Genomic DNA, 23,734 nt, shown 5'->3' on the forward strand with positions numbered 1-23,734 from the left:
ATGATTAGAATTATGCTTAACAGAATAAAAAAATAAATTTTAAACAACCTCTAAAACCTATTGAAATGGTTTCTTGCGAACATCCTGATGTCTTGCTAAAAACATTTCAGAAATTAGCTATTGATGCATCAACTGTTGAAAGGTTAAATCAAAAAATTAGTGAGGCATTGCCTTCAATGCAACAGCAAAATATAGAAACCAAAAACACTGTTCAATCTTTATGGAATAATTATACAAATGAAGTTGCACAACTTAACAAACAAATTGAAGAAGAAATCCAGAAGATAAAACAAAAAACACAAACATTAAATAACTATATAGTTGATTTTTTCCCAAATGGGATAGTAGCTTCTGACTTATCTGATTCCATAAAAAAACTTACAAATCAAATTTACCTGAAAGAACAAGCTATAAATGATACGATACGCCTGCTCTCTTCTCAAAAAATATTTCATCCTAATCAAAGGAAATTTTCAACTTCTAACAATCAAACAGAAAACGAAGCTATTACAATAGCTTTAATAGAACAATCTAATCAAATAGAAAGTGAGTTAAGCACAAGCACAGCATATACTGAAATAACTACTGTTTACAATAAACAAACAGAAGACGTTAAAAAAGCTCAAACCACTTACAGTTATGGCAATATAAACCAATTGTGGGCATTTATTGTTCCTACTGAGGATGAGTTTATACTTCACCTTTTTGTAAGACGAGATGTATCGAAAAGCCAAGAATCACCCTCAAAAAACACAATATCTACTTATCGAATTAACCTGTCTGTTAATAACTATTCCAATATAGCAAAATTAAAAGGAAGTGGAACAAATTATGCTGACGGCTCGATTGTTCCAATTTCAATAGAACTCACCTCTAACGAATATACTTTTGAGGGTTGGTATGACGAGTCTTATAAGTTAATTTCAAGCAACAATTCTTGCAAAGTAGCTATAAACGGTAGGAGTAGAACCATTACGGCGCGTATAAGCAAAAAAACATTAGCTACAAATTATGATACAGATAACTCTTCTACTACCACAGAACAACCCACTACTCCTTCAAAGTACTATCCCCCCGCCACCACAAAAACACCCCCCAGCACTTCTGCCGATGAGCGTATTATTGAAAATATGGAAGACATACTGGTTGGAAAATGGATTTGTACTAATGATAATTACTATAAAGGGATGATAATTGAGATAAAAAAAGATTTTAACAGCGATGAATATGTAGGTAAAGTTATCGAATTACGGTCTGACGCATATACTATTATACAGGGTCGTAGATTTGTACGTTCTAGTAATAATGAAATCAGGTTAAGTTCATTCAAATGGCGAAAAATCACTTTTGTATCCAATGACCAACTTGATTATTTTGAAGCAAAAGTACTGAAACGAGATGGTAGCTATGTACGTGGAATTATTAAATTTTTAAATGACGAAACTATACAAGTAAGTGATAATTCAGAAAGCGGTATAGAAATATATAAACAGCTTAAATTTAAATAATTGTTTGTGGTTTAGACAGCTATTTTTCTCTCTATTGAAGTATAACTGCTATTAAAGTATGCCAATTCTCTTTCTTCTTAGAAAAGTAGATAGTTCCTCGAACTAATTTCTAATTTGTGATGAGTTATTTTCTCTTTCCTAGTACCCACCAATCATCCAGATTACTAAATCTATTATTTTTAAGCAAATGAAGCAGCTATTTTATTTGGGCCTTTTTTTGAGTGGAATATTTCTTCTTCGGTGCGATGGCTCAAAACTTTGTTATATATCCTGCGAAGATAGCTTGCGCCCTTTTTCTATCAGTTGGAAATCCGATATTGAGGCTCGCTTTCCAACTGTGATTGTTAAATTTCGATATGGAAATGCTGCTTTTTTATGCCAACAAGCAAAGTTAGGTGTTCCCACAGACTTATTAATACTGCCGGAACCAAACTGGATAGCTAAGTTTGGAATCCGAAATCAGGTTGTTTTGCTGGATTCTACGGCTATCGGAATAGTTTGCCCCGCTAAACCCAGTACCAATAGCTTTTTTTTACTGCCTACCCATGACCAAAGTTTAGCTCTTTCTATCCAAAACAACCGCTTGACTGCCCAGCAACGTAATACTTTTTATGTAAATACCGGCGATATAATTCCCCAATCTCTCCGTAAGGGAGTGGGAAAATGTGCCTATTTATATGAATTTCAGGCAGATATTTATCAAATGCCATTTCAAAGAATTACTGCTAAAACAACCCCAATTGCAATGATTATTTTCAGAGAAAATCCTGAAATTCAAGATTTTCTGGTAAGCCTCGCTGAAAAAAAACGATTATTTACAGCGCCCTGAATAGCTGTAATCTGGTTGTGGCTCAGATGGTATGATAAAAAAATGGGGTAATAACCGTTATTTCAACTTATTGGGTTAATATTCAGAACAATAACGAAATAGCGTTAGCATTATTGCCAGGCTGATGTATGCTGCCCGAAACTGCATTCCTAACCGAATGGGTAACACTTGGCTCGGTATTAGGCTGCCCAAATAACGTCTTTAAACCTAAAAAAGCAAAAATAAGAGCCTCTTTAAAATCTATAATTTCATTGCCTACCAAAGACAAAGTGATGTTTTTAGATGATAACTTACTGATTAATAATGATTTTGTGTATTCATTATGGAATCCGCCTCCGGTTATTAACGTCTTTGTAGTATCTGGAGCATATTCTATAATAGTTTCCGTAATTATTTCGGTAAGCCATTGGTGATATGTGTTTAAAATATCTTGCAGGGGAATATTTGCAGATAATAAAATCGGTATGATTTCTTTTTCAACTATTTCTCTGCCGGTACTTTTAGGAGGAGGAAGTTTTAAGTAAGGCCATTCTTGTAGAATTTGATACAATTCTGGGTTAAAATTTCCTTGTTTAGCAAGGTTTCCGTTTTCGTCATAACCGTTTTTTTGGGTAATTTGTTGATATAAAAAATTGGTTATCAGATTGCAAGGCGCGATATCCCAGCCGATAGCCGGTTTATCCGAAGTATGGAAGCTGATGTTTGCAATTCCGCCAAGGTTTAAGAATACAGGAATATCCGGAAACAAAATAGGTTCGACTACGGGAACTAAGGGTGCTCCTTGCCCGCCTAAGGCAACGTCTCGTGTACGAAAGTTCGTTACCAACAAGCAAGGTAGATAGGTAGCCATAGTTTCTCCATCTCCAATCTGGGCAGTGTAACCCTTTGCCGGATTATGAAATATTGTTTGCCCATGAGAGGCAACAAAATCCGGCCTCAATGCGTTTTTTTTGATAAATACAGCTAATTCTTTACCCAAAAAATGCCCAAAATAGATGTGTGTTTTCCAAAAAGTCTCTCCGTCTTGGTCCGGCAAACATTTTAATCGTGCATACCATTGCTCCGGATAAGGGATGTGTTCACATACTTCAAAGTTCCATTTCCATTTTTCACCCTCTTGCTGAAAGCGGACTGCAGCTATATCAAGTCCGTCTAATGAAGTGCCGGCCATCAGGCCGATTCCTAAAATTTTTCTATTCTGATTTAGGTTCATGTCGTTTAGTGTTCACAAATAGTTAGCAAGTTCTCCCAAAGGTTTCGCTACCGAAGTAGAAATAGTTGCAATTACCACTTTTTTTTTAAAATTTTGCAGTCAAAGAAAACCAATATTATTCTTTTTGCGTATAAATTCCCGATTTAAAGATGCCCGAAAATCCTAAGGTAATCACACAAGAGAAACTTGAATCTGTGAAAAAAATTTTCTCTGCCTACTTAGATAAGCATAATCAACGAAAAACTCCGGAACGTTTTGCCATCTTAGAGGAAATTTATTCCCGTACAGACCATTTTGATGTAGAATCTTTATACATTCACATGAAAAACAAACATTACCGGGTAAGCCGAGCTACTGTTTATAACACATTGGACTTATTGGTAGATTGTGATTTAGTAATTCGGCATCAATTTGGGTCTAACCAAGCACTTTACGAGCGTGCCTATGGATTTCGCCAACATGACCACCTGATTTGTATAGATTGTGGCAAGGTTTTTGAGTTCTGTGATCCACGAATTTCTGAAATACAAAATACTATGGGTGATTTACTTGGATTTGACATTAAACATCATTCATTAGTTCTGTATGGAAATTGTAAAAAAAATGATTGTGCAAAAATGAATGATTAATCTTAACTTTATGACAGATTTAGATATGACTTACACACATTATGTCGCTGATAGCAAAGTAGTTGTCTTTTCGTTAGACGGTAGTATGCTGGGAGAAAACGAAAGTGGAAACATTTCAGCAGACTTTGCTCGCTATTTAGAGCAAGGCTATACGCGGTTTGTTATTGACTTAACGGCTTTAAAACATATCAACAGCACGGGTTTGGGAGTATTTATCACATTGATGACCCGAGTCAGAAGCCATAATGGGGAAATGTTATTGAGTAACCCTGCAAAAAATATATTTAATTTACTTTCTATCACTAAATTAAATTCAATTTTTGGAATAACAGATACTGTTGATACTGCGATAGCACGGCTATCAAATTAAATTTATGGCAGTTGATGTATTAGTGGGGCTGCAATGGGGAGATGAGGGAAAAGGAAAACTGATTGATGTTTTAGCCCCTAAGTATCAGATTGTAGCTCGTTTTCAAGGAGGTGCGAATGCCGGCCATACTCTTTGGTTGCAAGGGAAAAAGTATGTTTTGCACTTAGTTCCGTCCGGAATCTTTCAGGAAGATTGTTACTGCTTAATTGGAGCAGGAGTTGTTTTAGATCCCATTACGTTTCGGGAAGAAGTTTTACAGTTAGAAGCGGCAGGCATTCCTGTGCGTAAGCGGTTAATGCTCGCAAAGCGTACTCACCTGATATTACCCGGCCACCGAGCTATTGACGCAGCCCGAGAATTAGCACAAGGTTCACAAAAAATAGGCTCTACATTACGCGGCATTTCTCCCGCTTATGAAGATAAAACTGGAAGACGCGGCCTCAGAATAGGAGATATATCAATGGCAGACTTCAAAACGCACGTCCGCCGTCTTACAGAAACACATAACATCTACTTAGCCCTGCTAAATGCCCTTCATGTTGCGGATAAACAGATAGATGAATTTTTAGATGCTACACAGTGGATTGTAGAGAATATTTCTATCATTGATGCTGAAGACTGGCTTTATGACCAGATAAACGCAGGCAGTTCCGTACTTGCAGAAGGAGCACAAGGTTCATTATTAGATATAGATTTTGGTTCTTATCCCTATGTAACCAGCTCTAACACAGTTGTTTCTGGTTCATTCACCGGATTGGGAATACCGCCCAGATTTATTCGTAATGTATTTGGTGTTTTTAAGGCTTATTGTACCCGAGTAGGGAACGGCCCTTTCCCCACCGAGCTACATGACCAAACCGGTGAACAGCTCAGAACATTGGGAAACGAATTTGGAGCGACTACCGGAAGACCCAGACGTTGTGGCTGGTTAGATATTCCTGCCCTGCGTTATGCTATCCGAAGAAACGGCGTTTCACACCTACTCATGACCAAAGCAGATATTCTTGCAGAGCTCCAAACAATCCAGGTTGCAACACATTATTTGGCAGATGGGCAAGAACTATCTTTACCTCCATATAACGCAAATGCCGCAATAATACCACAATATCAAACCCTACCCGCGTGGTCTAAACCTACCTCAATAAACGCCCCCGCTCTGCAGCAGTATATTCAACTGATTGAAAAAGAAGTACAAACTAAGATTCATTTTCTATCAACCGGGCCTGAGCGAGAATCTTGGGTGGAACTCTAACTGAAGTTTCTGCGATAAGGTAAAATAATAACATGAATTTATCATTTTTTGTATGACTTGCTTATTTTATTTTATTAATAGGCTGATTATCAAGAATATATTAAGCGATTTAGGAGTATAAAAAATCAAGTATGACTCAGTCTAATTTTGTTGATTACGTAAAAATTTACTTTCGCAGTGGTGCCGGCGGGAAAGGTGCCGTTAGTTATAGAAGAGAAAAATATGTGCCAAATGGAGGGCCTGATGGCGGCGATGGCGGTAATGGCGGCGACATTCTCGTTAAGGGAGATAAACAGCTTTGGACTTTATTAGACTTAAAATATCGCAAATTTATTAATGCAGACCCCGGAAAACCGGGTAGCGGAAGCCGGTGTAATGGAAAAAGCGGAGCTGACACTGTCTTGAAAGTACCGCTTGGCTCAACATTTTATGATGCTGATACACAGGAGTTTATAGGAGAAATCACTACTGACGGGCAAGAACTTTTATTATTAAAAGGCGGAAGAGGCGGGTTAGGAAATTATCACTTTCGTACATCTACGAACCAAGCACCGGATTACGCACAGCCCGGAGAACCCACCCAAGAACGCACTGTTATTATCGAACTGAAAACCTTAGCTGATGTTGGCTTAGTGGGCTTCCCTAATGCCGGAAAATCGACCCTTTTGGCAGCACTTTCTTCCGCAAGGCCGCAAATCGCAGATTATCCGTTCACCACACTTGTACCAAATCTCGGAATTGTGCAATACAAAGATTATCAGTCTTATGTAATGGCTGATATACCGGGAATCATTGAAGGAGCACATACCGGAAAAGGGCTGGGAATCAACTTCTTACGGCATATTGAAAGAAACCCTGTTTTATTATTTCTAATTTCGGCTACCCATGAAAATATCCTTCAAGAATACCAGATTTTACGTAGTGAATTAGAAAACTATCAGCCGGAACTCTTAGAGAAGGAATTTGTGGTAGTTTTAACCAAGATTGACCTGATAGCTGACCCCGAAATCATCGCTGAAAAATTAGCCTTACTACCTTCAGATATTTTAAAAATAGCTATTTCAGCAGCTACCGGCCAAAATTTGGCTACCTTAAATGACCTTGTATGGCCAATGATTCAACGAGCCAGAAAAAACTATGGTACTGAAACTTCTTTCGTCTGAATAAGCCGATTAACCTCGTCCGTATCCACATTTCCGATACAACTCCAGATTTTTTCACCACTTGGATTTAGCAAAAAGTAAGTCGGAAAAGAATAAACACCTAAATCTTGTAATGCCAAAATCGTTCTATCTCGTTCACTATCAACTCTAAGGAAATTCCAATTACCTAATTTAGCTTGATGAGAAAGTTGTTTTTCAAAAGGTTCATTCGTAATGGCGATACCTTCAATATTTGGTTTTGAAAACAACGCGGCACTTACTTTGGGCATACCCTCGTGGCAATCTCCACACCACGTTTGCCAAAAAACTACTAATTGAAACTTTCCATTAGGCTTTAGAAATACTTGCTTTCCTTCCCAAGAATAAAGGTTTATTTGGTTAAAAAAAATCTCCGGAACTACTCGATACCTATCATATAAAAAAAGAAAAAGAAATGCTAATACTATAATTACAAGCAATTTATATGTATATTTCACAATAGGTTGCGGTTAATAATCAATCTTGCAAAACAAATATAACCTTGATTTAGTTGTTTTCAGCGTCAGCATTTACGTTAAAAAAATAGCGCGGAATTTCTATTTAACACAAAATTAAAATTGATTTCTAATCATCTTATATCCAATAAGCTATCTTTGTTTTACTAACTTTTTTCGTTGTACATAAGCACTAATCAAGATGCTTACTTCATAAAGTCCCCACATAGGAACTCCGAGTAATATTTGGCTTAATGGGTCTGGCGGGGTCAAAATGCCGGCAACTATCAAAATGATAACAATTGCGTGGCGGCGATACTTTCTCATAAAAGCAGGTGTTAAAATCCCCAACCTTGATAAGATGTATGAAACAAATGGCAGTTCAAATAAAATCCCTCCTGCAATGCTAATTTCGGTAATTAATGAAATCACGTCCCCAATTCGCCAGATATTTTGTACCTCAGGAGCTAATTTAAAAGAAGATAAAAATCGGACGGAAAAAGGTGTAATCACAAAATAGCCGAAAACAAAACCCGTGTTGAATAAGATAAAAACAGACCAGAACGCCCAGCGGGCTAAACTTTTTTCGGAGCTACGCAAGCCAGGCTTCACAAAACGCCATACTTCCCACAAAATATACGGAGAGCCTACCACCAACCCGCCCATAAAAGCTAAAAAAAACGCCCGCGTAAATTGCTCATAAGGCTCCGTAGCCTGAAAAACAACATCTATTTTCTCAAAACATAAATCCTTATTAACCATACAAAGCCAAGCATTTACCGGAAAATTTGGGCGAAAAGGAGCCAAAACAACTTCTGCTATAACCTGATCTAAATAGTTGAAAACCACTATCATCAATATTCCTACCACACACAGGCTTCGTACCAAATGCCACCTAAACGCCTCCAAATGGTCCAAAAAGGACATTTCTTGTTCAAGGTTATTCTTTGATTTTCTACTTTTAAACCGAAACATCTTATTTCTCGCAGCTAAACTACAAAGCCCTTGCTTATTTCGGTAAAAAAAACCAAAATATCCGAATATTTTTAAACCACCTGTTTAGCTGCCCTTTGAATGTTTGGGTAAAATTCAATGCTGAATTATAAAATTATTGTACCTTTGTTTGATGCTTCGGTTATTTCGGGTTCGTTGGTTGTTTTTTGTGGCTGCACTCAACTTAATATCCTGCGGGGAAGTAAGTTATATCATTAAAAACGAGGTTGTTACACTTTCTCCACAATGGTCAATAGTGGGTGACCACCTTAATCAAATAGATAGAACAATCGGTATTTTAGAATCAAGTATAACCTCAGTTAAAAATGAGTTGGCTCAAGCTGCCAGAGTAAACAACGAAGAACAAAAAGAACAAGCTCAACAGCGAGTAGCAGTTTTTGTTGAAAAATATCAAGGCCATACCCGAAAATTTAAGCAAACCTATCAGCGTTTACGTAAAACCTATACTAAGTATCGTACCGAATTTAACGAATGGGAAACCAATATCCTTAGTGATAACATTACTGATAATCAAGGAGCTACCGTAACGTTAAAACAATTTAAAAGAAAATACAAAGATATTTTTAATGATACCAGCACAACCGAAATACAGCTAAATCAAGAAATTTTAGACTACAATACAAACATTCGCCAGTTAGCTGAATCTATGGGTGTTTATACCAGCTACGAAATAACCCTAAAATAAACCCCGTATGAATAGCAAAGTATATGTTGGGAAATTATACAGCAGCTTAATCAAAATCATTAATTACAAGACAATTACCATTACTTTTTTGTCTTTGGGAGCTACCTACATTTGCCATCATTTTGGTTATACGGCAGACTTTCCGCAGGCGTTGATAGCCACAGCTATCGTTTTCCCGATTGTTTTTTCCATCAACTCTGCTTACCAACGGAGAGAAGCAGCCCTAAAAAGCCTTGCCCAAATAAAATCAGGCGGTTTATGTATTTACTACGCTGCCCGAGATTGGGGAGACCCTAAGTTTGACCAGAATAACCCATTCCCAGAACGAGTAAAATCTTTATGTTTAGAACTTTTAATGGATATTGAACTCTTTTTCATCGCTCAAGAAGAAATTGATACCCAACGAGAACAAGTAGTTTATAGCCGATTTTCAGATTTTTCTAAATTGATTAGAGAGATGAGAACCGTTGGTATTACACCAAGTGAAATATCCAGACTTAGCCAATATCTAAACAAAATGATAATGTGTTTTGAAGAAATGAAACTAATCATCAGCTACCCGACTCCAATCACATTACGAGCTTATAGTAAAGTATTTATATTTTCTTTTCCGATAATTTACGGGCCTTTTTTTGCCCACACATTCAAAGACTATACCAATGGATTAAGCTACGTTCTGCCAATTTTATACTCATTTGTTTTAGTTAGTTTAGATAATATTCAGGAACATTTAGAAAATCCTTACGACCAGTTAGGAGAAGACGATATTCGAATAGAAGTAAAAGAATATATGAAACTATTTGTGGATCAGGAGAAATCGTGGGATATAAGCGCGTAGTTAAGTAGCATCCTATGCGAGGTTCTGATAAAAACAAGGCAGAAACTCCTTTGATGCGCCAGCATCGGGAAATAAAGACAAAATATCCGGGAGCTATTTTGCTCTTTCGGGTAGGTGATTTTTATGAAACTTTTGGAGAAGATGCTATCATTACTGCACAGGTTTTGGGAATTACGCTAACCAAACGCTCTAACGGAGCAGCAGCCGACCAAGAATTAGCCGGATTTCCGTATCATTCGTTAGATACTTATTTACCAAAATTGGTTCGAGCAGGGCATAGAGTTGCTGTCGTTGACCAATTAGAAGACCCGAAACAAGCCAAAGGAATTGTTAAACGCGGCGTTACCGAATTAGTAACGCCCGGAATCGCTTTGAATGATAAAATATTAGAAACCAAGCGCTACAATTATCTAATGGCAATACTTTTTAGCCATAGCACTACCTCTGCCGCATTTATAGAACTTTCTACTGGAGATTTTTTTTGCTTTTCAGGAAAACCAACGGATATTCAAAAAGTTACTTATGCTTTACAGCCAACTGAAATTATCGTAGGCCGTACTGATTATCCCAAATTGATAGAACTTTTGGGTAAAGATTATCATATTTTTCGCCTTGAAGACTGGCCTTTTCAGTATGATACTGCATACAAAATTTTAACCCACCATTTTAGAACTGCTTCTTTAAAAGGTTTTGGCGTTCAGGAAGAAGAATACGGAATCCGAGCTGCCGGCGCACTCTTGCATTATCTGCATGAAAACGAACAAAAAAATCTTTCCCATATCCATAAGATTTACGTACTCCCGCAGCATGATTTTATGATGATGGATAAATTTACCTTACGAAATTTAGAAATCATTGAACCCATTCATCCCGAAGGTAAATCATTAGCTGATGCCTTAGATTGCACTTTAACACCAATGGGCGCACGGTTACTGCGCCGGTGGCTCGTATTTCCGCTATCCGACTTGCAACAAATTCAATATCGGCAAAATACCGTAGAAACTTTCATTATTCAGCAGCCTAAGCTGGCGGAATTAGCCAGTTTCTTGAAAAATATCGGAGACTTAGAACGAACAACGGCACGGTTAGCAGCCCGTAAAATATCCCCCAGAGAAGCTACCCAACTCCGAAATGCCCTCCATTACTTTTTTCCACTATTTGAATTATTGCAGCAAGTTGCCCCGCAAACAACTCAAACACTAATTCCCGTTATACCTGATATTCAAGAGGCAGTTACATTGCTCAAAAAAACGTTGCTTCCAGAATGCCCCGTGCAAACAAATGCCGGAAATATTATCCAAGATGGTATATCTGATAAATTAGATGAATATCGAAACATCCGCCTACACGCTCAAGCGATTCTATCAGATATTCAAGAACGAGAAATAACAAAAACCGGAATTTCCACCCTAAAAATATCCTTCAACAATGTTTTTGGCTACTATATCGAAATCACCAATGCCCATAAGCACAAAGTTCCGCCGGATTATATCCGAAAACAAACCCTAACAAACGCAGAACGCTACATAACTCCGGAACTCAAGCAATTAGAGGAAAAAATATTACACGCCGAAGATCGTATGGTTCAATTAGAATCTGAACTGTATCAAGAACTAATCGAAAAGCTATTGGCGTGGGTTACGTCTATTTCGGCAGCGGCTAAAGCCGCTGCCGAAATAGACGTATTGCGTTGCTTCGCTTGGAATGCAATTAAGTTACAGTATTGCAAACCGGAGTTTCATGAAAACCCTACACTTGAAATTATAGAAGGCCGTCATCCTGTAATTGAGATATTGCTCCCACGAGATAAACCATTTATACCAAACGATATTTATTTATCTCCTGATAATCAACAGATTTTGCTGATAACCGGCCCGAATATGTCTGGTAAGTCTGTTATTTTACGGCAAACGGCGTTGATTGTTTTGCTGGCTCAGTCGGGTAGTTTTGTGCCGGCTACCCAAGTGCGCTTAGGAATTGTGGATAGGCTCTTTACACGTGTAGGTGCGAGCGATAACGTTTCTGCCGGCGAAAGCACATTCATGGTAGAAATGAATGAAACAGCACAAATTGTGCACCAAGCAACCCCCAGAAGCCTCGTCCTGCTCGATGAAATCGGGCGCGGAACCAGCACCTATGACGGAATCTCAATTGCATGGGCATTGGTAGAATACCTGCATAACGAACCCAGCATTTCTGCAAAAACCTTATTCGCAACGCATTATCATGAATTAGCAGCCTTAGATGACCAACTCCCCCGCGTTCAAAACTATCACGTTCAGGTACAAGAAACCCAAGAAGAAATTATTTTCCTGCGAAAAATAGTACCCGGAAATAGTGAACACAGTTTTGGTATCCATGTTGCAGAGCTCGCCGGAATCCCCAAACCGATTACCCAACGCGCCCATGAAATCTTAAAATGGCTTGAAAGCCAAAGAGATAATAGACCAGCCGAAAACCAAAACCTGCCTACTATCAAAAAAACAAAAATTCAACAGCCGCTACAGCTTCAGCTATTTGCCTTAGCTGACGAACAAGCATTTAAAGTACGAAAAGAAATTGAAGAAATTGATATTGAAAGACTTACTCCCATAGAAGCCCTCTTGAAATTGCAATATTTAAAACGTCTTTTAGAACACTAACGCCTATTTTGCCTCCGTTGCGTCTCAAGCCATAAAACGGTATTCCTTACTCCTTGAGCAAAGTGTTGAAACTTTTCTTGGTTTGACTTATCAACTATGTTATGTGCCAAACGCTGCCCCCCAAAGTAAAATGAAAAAAATAAACCATAACCAACTAATGCACTGCTTACATAGTAATGATTTAATAACCAATAACTTCCTATAAAAACAAACGCAGATTGAATCATCATTGAGGAAATTCCTTTGTACCAGCTTCCGGCATAAATCTGCCCTAAGCCCGGAAAAAAAGATAACCTTTCTGCTAAAATAGGGTTTTTAAACTTTGGCAACTTCCATATTTTTAACAATGAATCTTTTACAGTTTCATTCGCCCAATCTTCTATAAATTGTTTGTATAAATTCTGCGTAATTTGGATATTCTCAAAATTCTGAATATCAAGCATTGACAAGATATGTAACCATTGGCACTGAATAGAATCCTGTTTGTTTGCCGAAGATAAAAAATCCATTACGGTATTTCGGCAAGCCTGAAAATTGCCTATTGTGTAATAAGAAACAGCTAATTCATACCGAACTTGCTGCGCAATCTTGGGGCTAAGGGAATCTATAGAGATCCTAAGCAATGTTTTTAAGGCAAAATCATATTTTTTAACTTGCTGATAAATAGTAGCTTTTTCCAACAAAATAGCGGCAGTATTATCATTATTTTTTTCAGAATGATTAGAAGTTTCCTGAAAATACCGTTTTTCGGTTTCTACTATTTTTTTCAGCATAGAATCCGGTAACTGTAATAATGGCTGCGCCGGTGCGTTAGGGATAGATATAACGAATAGGCAAACGCAGATCCAGTAATAAAGTTTGCTTGAATGTATCAAATTTTTCACGATAACTAATACCCACACTAAGCGCGCTCCCCCAGATGTTTCCAACATAAAATACTGTAAATAAAGAACTTGAAATTATCATTTGCGGCGAAAATCGTTTGTCTATATGCCATGCATCCCAAACCAATGCGGCTAAGATAACTTGCTGTAAAAATGCTGTATAAGCACTCATTTTTTTGCCGGCATATAATTTCCCTGCTCCCGGAACGGCAGCCGAAAGTACACCTGCTAAAAACGGGCTTTTGTGTGGTAACTGCTTATAATCTCTATAACGTGCCCACAAAGACTCTTTCAAAGTCAATAGCTCAGGAATAGCTGTCTTAAATATTGGTTCTTCCAAGATGCGAATGCACTTTTTCGGCTGATGCGAAAGTAGCCCCAAACCGGCATCTAATAAATGATGATATAGCTGGATATTATTATTTGAAGATATTGGCATCTCTTCTATAATAGAAACTGCCCGATTCAGACTGTCAGGCAATGCAGCTAAAACCAACTGCCCCATCCCTGCATGAAATAATAAACTATCATGTCGAATACCCTGAAATAAAGTAGCTGCAAAGTCTAATTTATTGATAGCTAACCAAGAACAAGCGGTGTAGTATAAAGTTGAATCGGTATGATATTCTTTTGGCAAAGTTTGAAAGTGGTAAATACATTCTTCATAAAGAGCATTATGATATAGATGTGCCGAAAAGCTGCTTTCAGATTGCGCGGCTCCCTGCCACGTAATTATAAAGAATAAACCCGCCTGAAAAAAGCTAAAAAAATTTAGGCTCAAAAAATACCGACACCAAGTTAGCATGAAATCTTAATTTCGCACCAAATATAACTATGGGATTCAAATGTGGAATTGTTGGGCTACCCAACGTAGGAAAATCTACCTTATTTAATGCATTATCTAACAACCAAGCCGAAGCAGCAAATTATCCTTTTTGTACAATAGAGCCAAATGTTGGAATTATTAAGGTTCCGGATAGCCGCTTAGATGCCTTGATAGAATTGGTAAGGCCGCAAAATGTAGTACCTACGGTCGTCCAAATTGTGGATATAGCCGGCTTAGTAAAAGGTGCCAGCAAAGGAGAAGGACTCGGAAACCAGTTTTTAGCAAATATCCGCGAATGCGATGCTATCATACACGTTTTAAGGTGCTTCCAAGATGAAAATATTGTGCACGTAGAAGCAAGCGTTAATCCTTTACGAGATAAAGAAATTATTGATACAGAGCTGCAACTCAAAGACTTAGAAGCATTAGAAAAACGCTTAGATAAAGCTAAAAAAAACACCAAAGGCGGAGATAAAGCCGCTATTCAGGAATTAGAATTAGTGCAGCAGCTGATTAACTTTGTGCAGCAAGGAAATTCTGTACGGACGTACCCCCAAGATGACAACATGGCTAATTTGATTCAAGATATGCGTTTGCTAACCGCTAAGCCTGTTTTGTATCTCTGTAATGTTGATGAAGCCGGAATAGCTACTGAAAATGAATACGTTAAACAGGTTCGGGAAGCAGTAGCTACCGAAAATGCGCGGGTCATTGTTGTTTGTGCAGCTATTGAAGCGCAGATTTCCCAGTTAGACCCTGCCGAACAAACAGACTTTTTGGAAGCATTAGGCATACAACAATCCGGATTAAATCAGTTAATTCATGCTGCATACGGATTGTTAGGCTTACAAACCTATTTTACTGCCGGTGTCAAAGAAGTACGTGCATGGACAATCCCGTACGGAACCAAAGCCCCACAAGCCGCAGGCGTTATTCACTCTGATTTTGAACGCGGATTCATCAGAGCAGAAGTTATTAAGTTTAAAGACTTTGTATTTTATAAATCTGAACTTGCCGCAAAAGAAGCCGGAAAATTAGCCATACAAGGAAAAGACTATATCGTAGAAGACGGCGATATACTCCACTTCAGATTTAATGTTTAAGCAGTAATATCTTAGATACTAAGTATTATTTCTATTAATAAATAAGTAAATTTACGGATCATCCTTAATAGAATTACTTCTATAATCCAAGCCTGAAGTTATCATGAAGCTGGATTGCACCTTATTAATTAACAATTAATTCATCTTTAAAATAAAAACCTTACTGATAAACAAGTCATTAAGTTAATAAAATTTTCTATTCGTGATATTTTTATTTTTAGAGAAAAATTTATTTCCAAAAAATCAAAAAAAAACACCATTGAGATGATAATACGGCTATTAGTTTAAAACTTTTTTTAAATTTGTAGCGTATAAATTCATTTAAACTTACTTAATAATAGATTAAAATTTCAAAAGTTATATGAAACAATTTTACTTATTCCGTTTATTCTTTGTCATTTTCATAATTGTACATCACAATAGTTGGTCGCAAGTATTCTGGACAGAAGATTTTAATGACGTAGGTGCAGCCACTCGTTGGAGTACCGAGAATGGCTCCGGCAGCAAGACAAACCCCACTCCGGCAGGCGTAACGGGTCTTACATACATCGCTAACGACCCGTGTAACAACTATTTTGTTATCAATGACTTCAATACCCCTGAAAATAATCCTTTCGGTGTATTGCCCATAAGTTCTACCGCCAGCTACAACACACGGTTTGTTCGAGGCAGAAACTATAACTGCTATGCTCCCAATGATTTGCCTAATCCCGACCCGGGAGGCGGCGTAACGAATAAGAGTCTGCACATAACGTTCAAGGGCTGCTCCGATAGCTACGCCTTTGGAATGAACAACGGGCCGGAAGATTATGCCGATGAATATTCACTCATCAACATAGACGGTTCGTCTTCGCCGGGCGCATCAAATAGCGATCAAACAGCTTATCTAACCCAAGACATTAGTACCGTAGGGCAATGCAATATTCGCTTAGAGGCACAGTTCTTTTTGGGGGGAGATGCCGCCGCCGCTCATTCTTATGGAACAGTCTTATACAGCATTAACTCTGGAGGCACTTGGAAAATCCTAGCAGATAACATTATCCCGTCAATGTTTTTCATAGCCGGAACTTGCAATAATTGGGAAGCCCGTAGCTGGTTATTACCTGCTGAATGTGAGGGGATTACCACATTACGGATAGCTTTTCGCTGGCGAAATGATGCCAACGCCATTGCAACAACAGCTGACTATACCCTCATGGCCGGCTTTAACGTAGATAACGTAGTTTTGAAACAAGTAGGCCCTACTGTGGACTTTGACTTTGGCCAAGCAGGAGACACACGTATTACTTCTTGGTCTGGTTGCAAAATGCAGGATGTAACCACATTGAGAAACATGAGTTCCGGAGCCGGTATTACAGGCTATTCGTGGAATATTCCAGATGCTGTTTATATCAATGGCACCAACACTACTGATTTTGAGCCTGATTTTCGTTTCCCAGAAGCTGCTTCTTTTGGCACCAAAACCATCACCTTAACAGCCTATTATGGTGCCGGATGCTCTGTAACTTTTTCCAGAAACATCACCCTAAGCTCTTGTCCACCTTATCTTGAATTTACTGCTAAATACACTACCCTCTGCGCAACTACCCCTGCTCCTGTTTCAGGCTCTATTACAGTAGATACGCTGATAAACACAACGACTTCTCCGGCAGGACGTGGTGTTGTAAGCTATACATGGACTATTACCGGCCCCGGTGCCGTTACCTATGTAAACAGCACTAATAACACCTCCGTGAACCCACAAGTAACCTTTGGTGCAGTAGGGCAATACACAGTTCGGTTAGACGCCAGCAATTTAGACGGAGCCGGAACTAACAGCCCGCTCACAAAAACAAACTACATAAACGCCGTGAGTTGCGAATGTGGAACCGCAGCCGCCGGAGACATAGCCATTGTAAGCTATGATTGGAGCGTAGCTGCTAACTTTTTAGGCTGGAATGTTACACAGAACCAAGGAAGTAGCTTCTGTGGATCCCTCGGTATGCCTAATATATGGAATGTATCTGACAAAGAGTCTGCTCGTCCTCCAAATACTTGTGGGGCTGCTAATCAAGGAGATATGAGTTTATTTTTTGGTGTTGCCAGTATGGGAGCTGCGCACTGCTCTACTCCCCACAACGAAACAGACATCATACAAAGCCCAGTCATTAGTACTGTGGGGTATAATAATCTTACTCTTCAATTTGACTTTATCGGTGGTGGAGGAACTTCATACGCAGCCTTTCAATACTCTACTGATGGTGGAACTACTTGGATTACTCCTGCAGCACCTGCATTCACAACGGCTAATCCTGCTGTGCCCGGGGGCTCTAATTTAACCAATATGAAAACTAACAACAGTGGTTGTGGTGGTCAAGGGAAATGGACAAGAGTAACTTGGGCTATGCCTGCTGCCTGCGAAAATATTGCTACATTAAGACTTCGCTTTAGTTTTAGTATATTTAGTAGTGGCGGAGCTGCCGATCCATCTTTTGCTGTGGATAAACTAAAGATTACGACACCGTTACCTCCTTCTCCACCTTCTACTTGGGTAGGAACTACTGCGGACTGGAATACCGCTGCCAATTGGAATACAGGAGTCGTTCCTAATGCCGGAACGAGCATTACGATACCTGATCCGGCAACGTTAGGAATGGGAGGATTTATGCCCGCTATCACAGCCAATGCCGTAGCCTTAAACGTTTGTAACTATGGAACAATCACAATAGGAAACGGGGGCACAAACGTATCTCTTTCTATCGGCGGATTCTTGAATAACTTTGGAGCCATTACCACCACAAACAACAATAGCGGGGCAGATATTATCTTTAACGGAGATAATTGCAAATATCGCGGAGGCGGCCTAAATAATGATGTTGATTATCAAGTAGGTACAAGTTCTAATCATAAATTAACCTTAGAGGCAGATTTATCTTGCCGGTCATTTAATCTAAATGCAGGTACTTTTGATATATCTAATTCAGCTTTAACGTTGAAAAAGGATTTCACCAGAGCTGCTGCCACTACGCTCACGACTACAGCTACCAGTTCGTTTATATTTAATGGTCCGATGGCAGCTAATTGGACAAATCCGTATAGCAACCCTCCGGGGGCGGTTATTTCGACCCAAGATGTTACTACTGCTCAAAACATCACCATAGGTCTGGCTACCACTTTCCCAAATATTTATGTTCGTAAGCAAAGTGATCCAAACATCTTAACCTTAGCTTCTGCCCAGACTTATACGGTTTCAAGTTTATTGCAAATTGAATCTGGCACCTTAGATGCCAATACAAGGACACTAAACGGAGGGGCTGCCGTGTCCATGACGGGTGGGCAATTGCGCTTATCAAAAACATCTGCGACACTACCGGAAATCACCGGAATATACACACTAACAGCCGGTACTATTGACTTTTACGGAGCCGGTGCTCAAACTATTCGTTTGCTCCCTTCCGGAAATTCTACACCATATTACAACATGATTTTTCAAGGGAGTGGCACCAAAACCTTATCAGCCGGAACAACTACTTGTAATAACGCTGTAACGATTCAAAGCACTGCTTTGGTTGAAGTTTCTACCAATACTTTTAATGGTCCGGCAACACTTACTATGGCCGCAACCGCTTGCAGTTTACGTGTTTCAAAAGTAACAGGCTCCCCTACTTTGCCCGAACTTACCGGTAGCTATACCCTAAATTCTCCAAGCGTCATAGAACTATACACTGCGGCGGCTGGCACTTTTACCCAGTACTTGCGCACCGCAAGTTACTCCAGACTATTATTCTCAAACCCAACAGTAAACTGCAATATAACTCGCTATTTATCAAATAATACCAGCGTTAGTAGCCAAGTAACCATCAGCAATGCTTCAGGACTTTCAAATGTTATTGATATACAGAATTTCACCTTTGGAGGTACTGCCAACTTAGCTATGGCAAATAAGAGTGTTCTAAGAATATCCAAAAATGGTGCTGTTATCCCTGAATTTTCTGGAACTTATACCTACACCGATGGAGGCAGCATTGCCGCTTCACCTACCGTAGAACTTTATGGCAGCGGTAATCAAACCCTACGCCTTGATGCCGGATATCGAAATCTTTTATTCAGCAATGTTGGTACAAAGACCTTACAAACAGGTACAACCACAGCAAGCAGACAGGTTTCTATAACAAACGGCGTAGTGGTCGTTCCCTGAAGCACAGACCAATTTAACGGTACTGCTGAGTTAAATATGACCGGTGGTGAACTGCAAATTGCCACTTTACAAAGCACTGCAAACCCGATTCCCCAATTTACCGGAACATACTCGCTCACGGCAGGACGAGTTACTGTCAATGGTACAGGGTCTCAAACCATTCGTTCTGCTGCTTCAACGCCAACTGCAACTTACCATGAGCTAAACTTTGCCGGATCCGGAGTCAAAACACTGTCAGGAGACGTTACTGTAAACTCTCGGTTACTTTTAAACTTACCAACCTCTACTGGCAATTATGTTAATGCAGGTATTAACATCCTAACAGTCAATAATGATGCGGTTGGCGCAGTAAACAGAACCGGTGGGCATATCGTTGGAACCCTTAGACGTGCTGTTGATAATACTACCTTTCCGCTAACCTACTTTTATCCGGTAGGTAGTGATAACAGTAGCACAGCTACTTACTACGAGCCGCTATTTGCAGTGCTTAACTCAACATTTCCGGGTGTCAACTTTTTACAATCTTTCTTCAGCAAAGCGACTCCTTCCTCAAATTGGTCTCCTCCACTTTCAGAAAATGGAAATAGTTACACTGATATTGAAGATGAGGGCTTTTGGGACTTAACCCCAACGACTGGGCCTTCCGGCTCTGTTAGCTATGGAGCGCGGGTAATTCCTTCTTCCGGCTGGGCTTATTCAGGAACTAACTTAGCATTAGTGAAACGGTCTCCCGCATCTCTTGACCCAGATAATAAATGGAACTGGCATTCAAGTACCCGAATATCTGATTTTGAAAGAACGGATTATACAACGTTTTCAGAATTTGGAATAGCCTCCGGTTCAACTCCTTTGCCAATAGAAACCAGCCCTTTAACAGCTTGGCCTGTTCATTCAAATCCGTCTATTTTGCTACAATGGCAAAGCTTGATGGAAGTGAATCTGAAACAATATGTATTACAAAAAAGTTTAACCCTAAACTTTGAGCATTTTGAAGACATTACCACTTTAAATGCTCACGGAAATAATTATATCTATAATTATCAGGATTTTCAGATAATACCTAATCAACTATATTATTATCGTTTTAAAGCTGTTGATAAAGATGGGAAAACACAATATTCCAATATAGCAACAGCGATATTGAATAATGAGCAGAATCTATCTTTTCAGGTATTTCCAAATCCGGCTAAGGAAACTATCAACTTCTCCATTTTTACGGAGGACAAGGGAAATTTAGTCATCGAAGTGTTTGATATAGCACAAAAAAGAGTATTACATTTTTCAAAAGAAATTCCTGAAAATCAGGTTTATGCTCACAAATTTGATCTTGACGGTTTATCATCAGGGGTTTATGCTTACCGTATATCATTGAACGGAAAGATTATTACAGATAAGTTTTTAATAACTCGCTAAACTATCCATTTCAAACTAAGCATTTTGGGCGTATCTATTTTGATTAGATACGCCCAAAATGTTTGGGAGTGGTTCAGAAAGCTATGATTCCATTGGTGGAGCATTATTGTAATCTGGGCATCATGGTTTTCTGATCATAATTTCAGTCTTTCTCAAGCTATGCTGTTTGAGCTACAATCAAAGTATCAGACTATTCTATGTTGGTGGCGGTATGCAGTCTGAGTATTTTTGTTAAAAGCGGTTCAAGGTTTGGGATTTTCAGCATATTAGGTCCGTCACTGGGGGCGTTATCCGGGTCTGGATGAACTTCTAAAAACAAGGCATCCATTCCTACTGCTGCTGCTGCTGCTGCTAATATCGGTACAAATTCACGTTGTCCGCCACTACGGTCTCCTAAACCTCCGGGCTGTTGAACACTATGGGTAGCATCAAAAACAACCGGAAAACCTAACGCCTGCATCTGCGGTAAACCCCGAAAATCTACTACCAAAGTATTGTAGCCAAAAGAAGTACCCCGCTCGGTTAGCAATATATTTTCACAGCCTGATAGCATTAACTTTTCTGCAACTCCCTTCATATCCCAAGGGGCCAAAAACTGGCCTTTTTTTACATTTACGGGTTTACCTGTTTTAGCTGCCGCTACCAATAAATCTGTTTGCCGGCATAAAAAGGCGGGTATCTGCAAGACATCTACTACTTGAGCGGCTACTTCTGCTTGCCAACTCTCATGTATATCTGTCAAAACAGGTAATCCTGTTTTTTGGCGAATATCTGATAATACTTGTAACCCATATTCTAAGCCATTCCCGCGAAAAGAACGGTTAGAGCTTCGATTTGCCTTATCAAATGAAGCTTTAAAAATAAATGGAATATTTAACTTGCTGCATACGGCCTGAATTTCAAGTGCAATTTGAAGTGTTAGTTCGGGCGTTTCTACAATACATGGCCCGGCTATCAGCACTAAGGGATTCTGATTCCCAATGAGAATATCCCCTACACGGCACACACGGGTATGTAGTGAATTTGCCATTAATTTCCGGTAAAGTTAGGGGAGCGTTTTTCTACAAATGAACTTACACCCTCAATGTAATCATGGGTTTTACCTGCAATTTCTTGGCTAAACATCTCTGATTCAAGTGCTTTTTCTAATGAAACGGAACCTGATTGGTGCAGCATCCGCTTAATAAGCCCGATTGCTTTGCTTGCAGATGTTGCATATTTTTGAGCTATTTCAGCAGTTGCAGAGTCTAACAATTCGGGACTTACTACCTGATTAACAATTCCTTGTGTAAGTGCTTCTACGGCGGAAATTTTATTACCGAGTGTAGCATATTCAAATGCTTTTCGGTATCCCACAAGGCGCGGAAGCGTAAACGAACTGCCGGTATCAAGAACCAAACCGATATTAACAAAAGCAAAGAGTAGGGATGCCTGTTCGCTGGCTATGATATAGTCGCAAGCGATAGCTACACCGGCACCGGCACCGGCAGCTATTCCGTTTAATTTTGCAATAAAGGGTTTCTCTATTGTTTGAATCAGTTTTGCTTTGGGATTATAACGGTTAGCCACAGACTCCCCTAATGAACGGGTTACGCCGGCAACATCTTTGAGGTCTTGCCCAGAGCAAAAAGCCTTTCCCGAACCGGTAATTACGATGGCTCGCACAGCACTATCTTTGTCAGCCTTCTTGAGTGCATCTATAAATTCTGCACTCATCTCATTGTTGAAAGCATTATAACGATCCGGACGATTAAAAGTTATCGTTAAAACGCCGGAATCAAGTTCGTACAATAGTGTGTTGTAGTTCATTTTTAGGTTAATTGTGGGGGGATCATTTGGTGGCCGGTAACGCTTACGTTTCGTAAAATTCGTTTTACCAGTCCTTGTAATACCTTGCCTGGCCCAATTTCAATATAATGTGTGAAGCCGTCTTGGTGTAAGTTACGAACTATTTGTGTCCAGTAAACGGGGGATGTTAGCTGCTGAATCAGGCGTTCTCTGATAACGCCGACATCAACGGTTGGTTCTGCGGATACATTTTGGTAAATAGAGCAAACAGGAGGTCTGATTTCTGTATTGTTGATTGCTTCGGCGAGTTTTGCTCGTGCTGACTCCATCAGTGGGGAATGAAAAGCACCGTTTACAGGAAGTATTTGTGCTATTTTAGCTCCGGCTTCTTTGGCAGCTACTGCCATTTTTTCAATACCTTTACAGCTACCGGAAACAACTAATTGATTGGGTGAGTTATAGTTAGCCGGCCATACGTCTCCTATTTTTTGGCAGAGGTGCTCTACTTCTGCGTCTTCTAAGCCAACTATAGCGGCCATAGCACTGGGGGTGGCATCACAGGCTTCCTGCATAGCCCGTGCACGCGCCAGCACTAACCGAAGCCCGTCTTCCCAATCAATAGAGCCAATCGCCGCTAACGCCGAAATCTCTCCCAAAGAATGACCCGCTATTGCAGCAGCATCTTTGGAGATATTCATCGTTTGAGCTAATAATACTGAATGAACATAAATAGCAGGCTGAGTTACAGAGGTTTGCTTTAGCTCCATATCTGTTCCGTTACACATAAGGGCAGTAAGAGAATATCCGACTATTTCATCTGCACGGGCAAACTTCTGCCGTAAATCCTCAGAATAGCTGGATAATTCCCGCCCCATACCTGAGAATTGCGAGCCTTGGCCTGGAAAAAGGTAAACGACTTTCATTGTA

At 39.4% G+C, this 23,734-nt stretch carries 20 protein-coding genes; 12 read left to right on the forward strand and 8 right to left on the reverse strand.

Going from position 1 to position 23,734, the window contains the following annotated elements; genetic code table 11:
- Nucleotides 1–65: 65 nt before the first annotated feature.
- Complete coding sequence (locus tag LC115_09880) at nucleotides 66–1,508, forward strand: hypothetical protein (protein MCZ2356973.1); 1,443 nt, start codon at nucleotides 66–68, stop codon at nucleotides 1,506–1,508.
- A gap of 217 nt (nucleotides 1,509–1,725) precedes the next feature.
- Nucleotides 1,726–2,337 (forward strand): hypothetical protein, encoded by a 612-nt coding sequence (locus tag LC115_09885; GenBank protein MCZ2356974.1) that lies wholly within the window; start codon nucleotides 1,726–1,728, stop codon nucleotides 2,335–2,337.
- A gap of 82 nt (nucleotides 2,338–2,419) precedes the next feature.
- On the opposite strand, the gene LC115_09890 is transcribed toward LC115_09885, so the two are convergent.
- Nucleotides 2,420–3,550 carry an anhydro-N-acetylmuramic acid kinase gene (locus LC115_09890; GenBank protein ID MCZ2356975.1) on the reverse strand — a complete coding sequence of 377 codons (1,131 nt, stop codon included), beginning with the start codon at nucleotides 3,548–3,550 and terminating at the stop codon, nucleotides 2,420–2,422.
- Nucleotides 3,551–3,699: 149 nt separating this feature from the next.
- Here LC115_09890 and LC115_09895 point away from each other — a divergent pair, with 149 nt between their 5' ends.
- The 4 genes from LC115_09895 to obgE all read left to right on the forward strand — a co-directional run bounded on the left by LC115_09895 (nucleotide 3,700) and on the right by obgE (nucleotide 6,964).
- Entirely contained in the window at nucleotides 3,700–4,179 is a 480-nt protein-coding gene (locus LC115_09895; protein MCZ2356976.1) for a transcriptional repressor, read from the forward strand.
- Nucleotides 4,180–4,189: 10 nt separating this feature from the next.
- On the forward strand, nucleotides 4,190–4,549 hold the full coding sequence (locus LC115_09900; protein MCZ2356977.1) for an STAS domain-containing protein: 360 nt from the start codon (nucleotides 4,190–4,192) through the stop codon (nucleotides 4,547–4,549).
- A 4-nt stretch (nucleotides 4,550–4,553) separates the two neighbouring features.
- Entirely contained in the window at nucleotides 4,554–5,801 is a 1,248-nt protein-coding gene (locus LC115_09905; GenBank protein ID MCZ2356978.1) for an adenylosuccinate synthase, read from the forward strand.
- Nucleotides 5,802–5,932: 131 nt separating this feature from the next.
- Nucleotides 5,933–6,964 carry a GTPase ObgE gene (gene obgE / locus LC115_09910; protein ID MCZ2356979.1) on the forward strand — a complete coding sequence of 344 codons (1,032 nt, stop codon included), beginning with the start codon at nucleotides 5,933–5,935 and terminating at the stop codon, nucleotides 6,962–6,964.
- Here the strand turns inward: obgE and LC115_09915 are convergent.
- Nucleotides 6,937–7,440, reverse strand: coding sequence for a hypothetical protein (locus LC115_09915; protein ID MCZ2356980.1), 504 nt, complete (start codon nucleotides 7,438–7,440; stop codon nucleotides 6,937–6,939). The genes obgE and LC115_09915 overlap by 28 nt on opposite strands.
- A 150-nt stretch (nucleotides 7,441–7,590) precedes the next feature.
- The gene (gene tatC, locus LC115_09920) at nucleotides 7,591–8,412 is read right to left on the reverse strand and encodes a twin-arginine translocase subunit TatC (protein ID MCZ2356981.1); all 822 of its coding nucleotides are present in this window, start codon (nucleotides 8,410–8,412) and stop codon (nucleotides 7,591–7,593) included.
- 151 nt (nucleotides 8,413–8,563) lie between these two features.
- Here tatC and LC115_09925 point away from each other — a divergent pair, with 151 nt between their 5' ends.
- From LC115_09925 to mutS, 3 genes are read left to right on the forward strand one after another with little or no spacing between them, the layout of a single operon-like run.
- Nucleotides 8,564–9,136 carry a hypothetical protein gene (locus LC115_09925; GenBank protein ID MCZ2356982.1) on the forward strand — a complete coding sequence of 191 codons (573 nt, stop codon included), beginning with the start codon at nucleotides 8,564–8,566 and terminating at the stop codon, nucleotides 9,134–9,136.
- 7 nt (nucleotides 9,137–9,143) lie between these two features.
- On the forward strand, nucleotides 9,144–9,974 hold the full coding sequence (locus tag LC115_09930) for a hypothetical protein (GenBank protein ID MCZ2356983.1): 831 nt from the start codon (nucleotides 9,144–9,146) through the stop codon (nucleotides 9,972–9,974).
- Nucleotides 9,975–9,988: 14 nt separating this feature from the next.
- On the forward strand, nucleotides 9,989–12,616 hold the full coding sequence (gene mutS / locus LC115_09935) for a DNA mismatch repair protein MutS (protein MCZ2356984.1): 2,628 nt from the start codon (nucleotides 9,989–9,991) through the stop codon (nucleotides 12,614–12,616).
- Here mutS and LC115_09940 read toward each other — a convergent pair.
- Together LC115_09940 and LC115_09945 are read right to left on the reverse strand one after the other, a co-directional pair.
- A complete protein-coding gene (locus tag LC115_09940; GenBank protein ID MCZ2356985.1) occupies nucleotides 12,613–13,389 on the reverse strand; it encodes a hypothetical protein in 777 nt (258 codons plus the stop codon). The two genes, mutS and LC115_09940, sit on opposite strands and share 4 nt — an antisense overlap.
- A 37-nt stretch (nucleotides 13,390–13,426) precedes the next feature.
- Nucleotides 13,427–14,281 (reverse strand): hypothetical protein, encoded by an 855-nt coding sequence (locus LC115_09945; protein MCZ2356986.1) that lies wholly within the window; start codon nucleotides 14,279–14,281, stop codon nucleotides 13,427–13,429.
- 53 nt (nucleotides 14,282–14,334) lie between these two features.
- Between LC115_09945 and ychF the strand changes: the two genes are divergently transcribed.
- The 3 genes from ychF to LC115_09960 all read left to right on the forward strand — a co-directional run bounded on the left by ychF (nucleotide 14,335) and on the right by LC115_09960 (nucleotide 21,019).
- Entirely contained in the window at nucleotides 14,335–15,429 is a 1,095-nt protein-coding gene (ychF, locus tag LC115_09950) for a redox-regulated ATPase YchF (protein MCZ2356987.1), read from the forward strand.
- Nucleotides 15,430–15,790: 361 nt separating this feature from the next.
- A complete protein-coding gene (locus LC115_09955) occupies nucleotides 15,791–19,606 on the forward strand; it encodes a hypothetical protein (protein MCZ2356988.1) in 3,816 nt (1,271 codons plus the stop codon).
- Between the two features lie 36 nt (nucleotides 19,607–19,642).
- A complete protein-coding gene (locus tag LC115_09960; GenBank protein MCZ2356989.1) occupies nucleotides 19,643–21,019 on the forward strand; it encodes a T9SS type A sorting domain-containing protein in 1,377 nt (458 codons plus the stop codon).
- A gap of 190 nt (nucleotides 21,020–21,209) precedes the next feature.
- Here LC115_09960 and kdsA read toward each other — a convergent pair whose 3' ends face one another.
- From kdsA to fabD, 3 genes are read right to left on the reverse strand one after another with little or no spacing between them, the layout of a single operon-like run.
- The gene (gene kdsA / locus LC115_09965; GenBank protein MCZ2356990.1) at nucleotides 21,210–22,049 is read right to left on the reverse strand and encodes a 3-deoxy-8-phosphooctulonate synthase; all 840 of its coding nucleotides are present in this window, start codon (nucleotides 22,047–22,049) and stop codon (nucleotides 21,210–21,212) included.
- A complete protein-coding gene (locus LC115_09970) occupies nucleotides 22,049–22,828 on the reverse strand; it encodes an enoyl-CoA hydratase/isomerase family protein (GenBank protein MCZ2356991.1) in 780 nt (259 codons plus the stop codon). Before LC115_09970 ends, kdsA begins: the two co-directional genes overlap by 1 nt.
- Before the next feature lie 2 nt (nucleotides 22,829–22,830).
- Nucleotides 22,831–23,730 carry an ACP S-malonyltransferase gene (gene fabD / locus LC115_09975; GenBank protein MCZ2356992.1) on the reverse strand — a complete coding sequence of 300 codons (900 nt, stop codon included), beginning with the start codon at nucleotides 23,728–23,730 and terminating at the stop codon, nucleotides 22,831–22,833.
- Nucleotides 23,731–23,734 lie beyond the last annotated feature (4 nt).

Source organism: Bacteroidia bacterium, assembly GCA_026932145.1.
Lineage (GTDB): Bacteria > Bacteroidota > Bacteroidia > J057 > JAIXKT01 > JAIXKT01.

Bases quoted from the DNA above. Each gene is read 5' to 3' on its own strand.
- tatC (MCZ2356981.1), bottom strand. From the start codon at position 8,412: ATGTTTCGGTTTAAAAGTAGAAAATCAAAGAATAACCTTGAACAAGAA.
- LC115_09895 (MCZ2356976.1), top strand. From the start codon at position 3,700: ATGCCCGAAAATCCTAAGGTAATCACACAAGAGAAACTTGAATCTGTG.
- LC115_09940 (MCZ2356985.1), bottom strand. From the start codon at position 13,389: ATGCTGAAAAAAATAGTAGAAACCGAAAAACGGTATTTTCAGGAAACT.
- mutS (MCZ2356984.1), top strand. From the start codon at position 9,989: ATGCGAGGTTCTGATAAAAACAAGGCAGAAACTCCTTTGATGCGCCAG.
- LC115_09930 (MCZ2356983.1), top strand. From the start codon at position 9,144: ATGAATAGCAAAGTATATGTTGGGAAATTATACAGCAGCTTAATCAAA.
- LC115_09970 (MCZ2356991.1), bottom strand. From the start codon at position 22,828: ATGAACTACAACACACTATTGTACGAACTTGATTCCGGCGTTTTAACG.
- LC115_09905 (MCZ2356978.1), top strand. From the start codon at position 4,554: ATGGCAGTTGATGTATTAGTGGGGCTGCAATGGGGAGATGAGGGAAAA.
- LC115_09900 (MCZ2356977.1), top strand. From the start codon at position 4,190: ATGACAGATTTAGATATGACTTACACACATTATGTCGCTGATAGCAAA.
- LC115_09955 (MCZ2356988.1), top strand. From the start codon at position 15,791: ATGAAACAATTTTACTTATTCCGTTTATTCTTTGTCATTTTCATAATT.
- LC115_09890 (MCZ2356975.1), bottom strand. From the start codon at position 3,550: ATGAACCTAAATCAGAATAGAAAAATTTTAGGAATCGGCCTGATGGCC.
- LC115_09925 (MCZ2356982.1), top strand. From the start codon at position 8,564: ATGCTTCGGTTATTTCGGGTTCGTTGGTTGTTTTTTGTGGCTGCACTC.
- obgE (MCZ2356979.1), top strand. From the start codon at position 5,933: ATGACTCAGTCTAATTTTGTTGATTACGTAAAAATTTACTTTCGCAGT.
- ychF (MCZ2356987.1), top strand. From the start codon at position 14,335: ATGGGATTCAAATGTGGAATTGTTGGGCTACCCAACGTAGGAAAATCT.
- LC115_09880 (MCZ2356973.1), top strand. From the start codon at position 66: ATGGTTTCTTGCGAACATCCTGATGTCTTGCTAAAAACATTTCAGAAA.
- fabD (MCZ2356992.1), bottom strand. From the start codon at position 23,730: ATGAAAGTCGTTTACCTTTTTCCAGGCCAAGGCTCGCAATTCTCAGGT.
- LC115_09960 (MCZ2356989.1), top strand. From the start codon at position 19,643: ATGACCGGTGGTGAACTGCAAATTGCCACTTTACAAAGCACTGCAAAC.
- kdsA (MCZ2356990.1), bottom strand. From the start codon at position 22,049: ATGGCAAATTCACTACATACCCGTGTGTGCCGTGTAGGGGATATTCTC.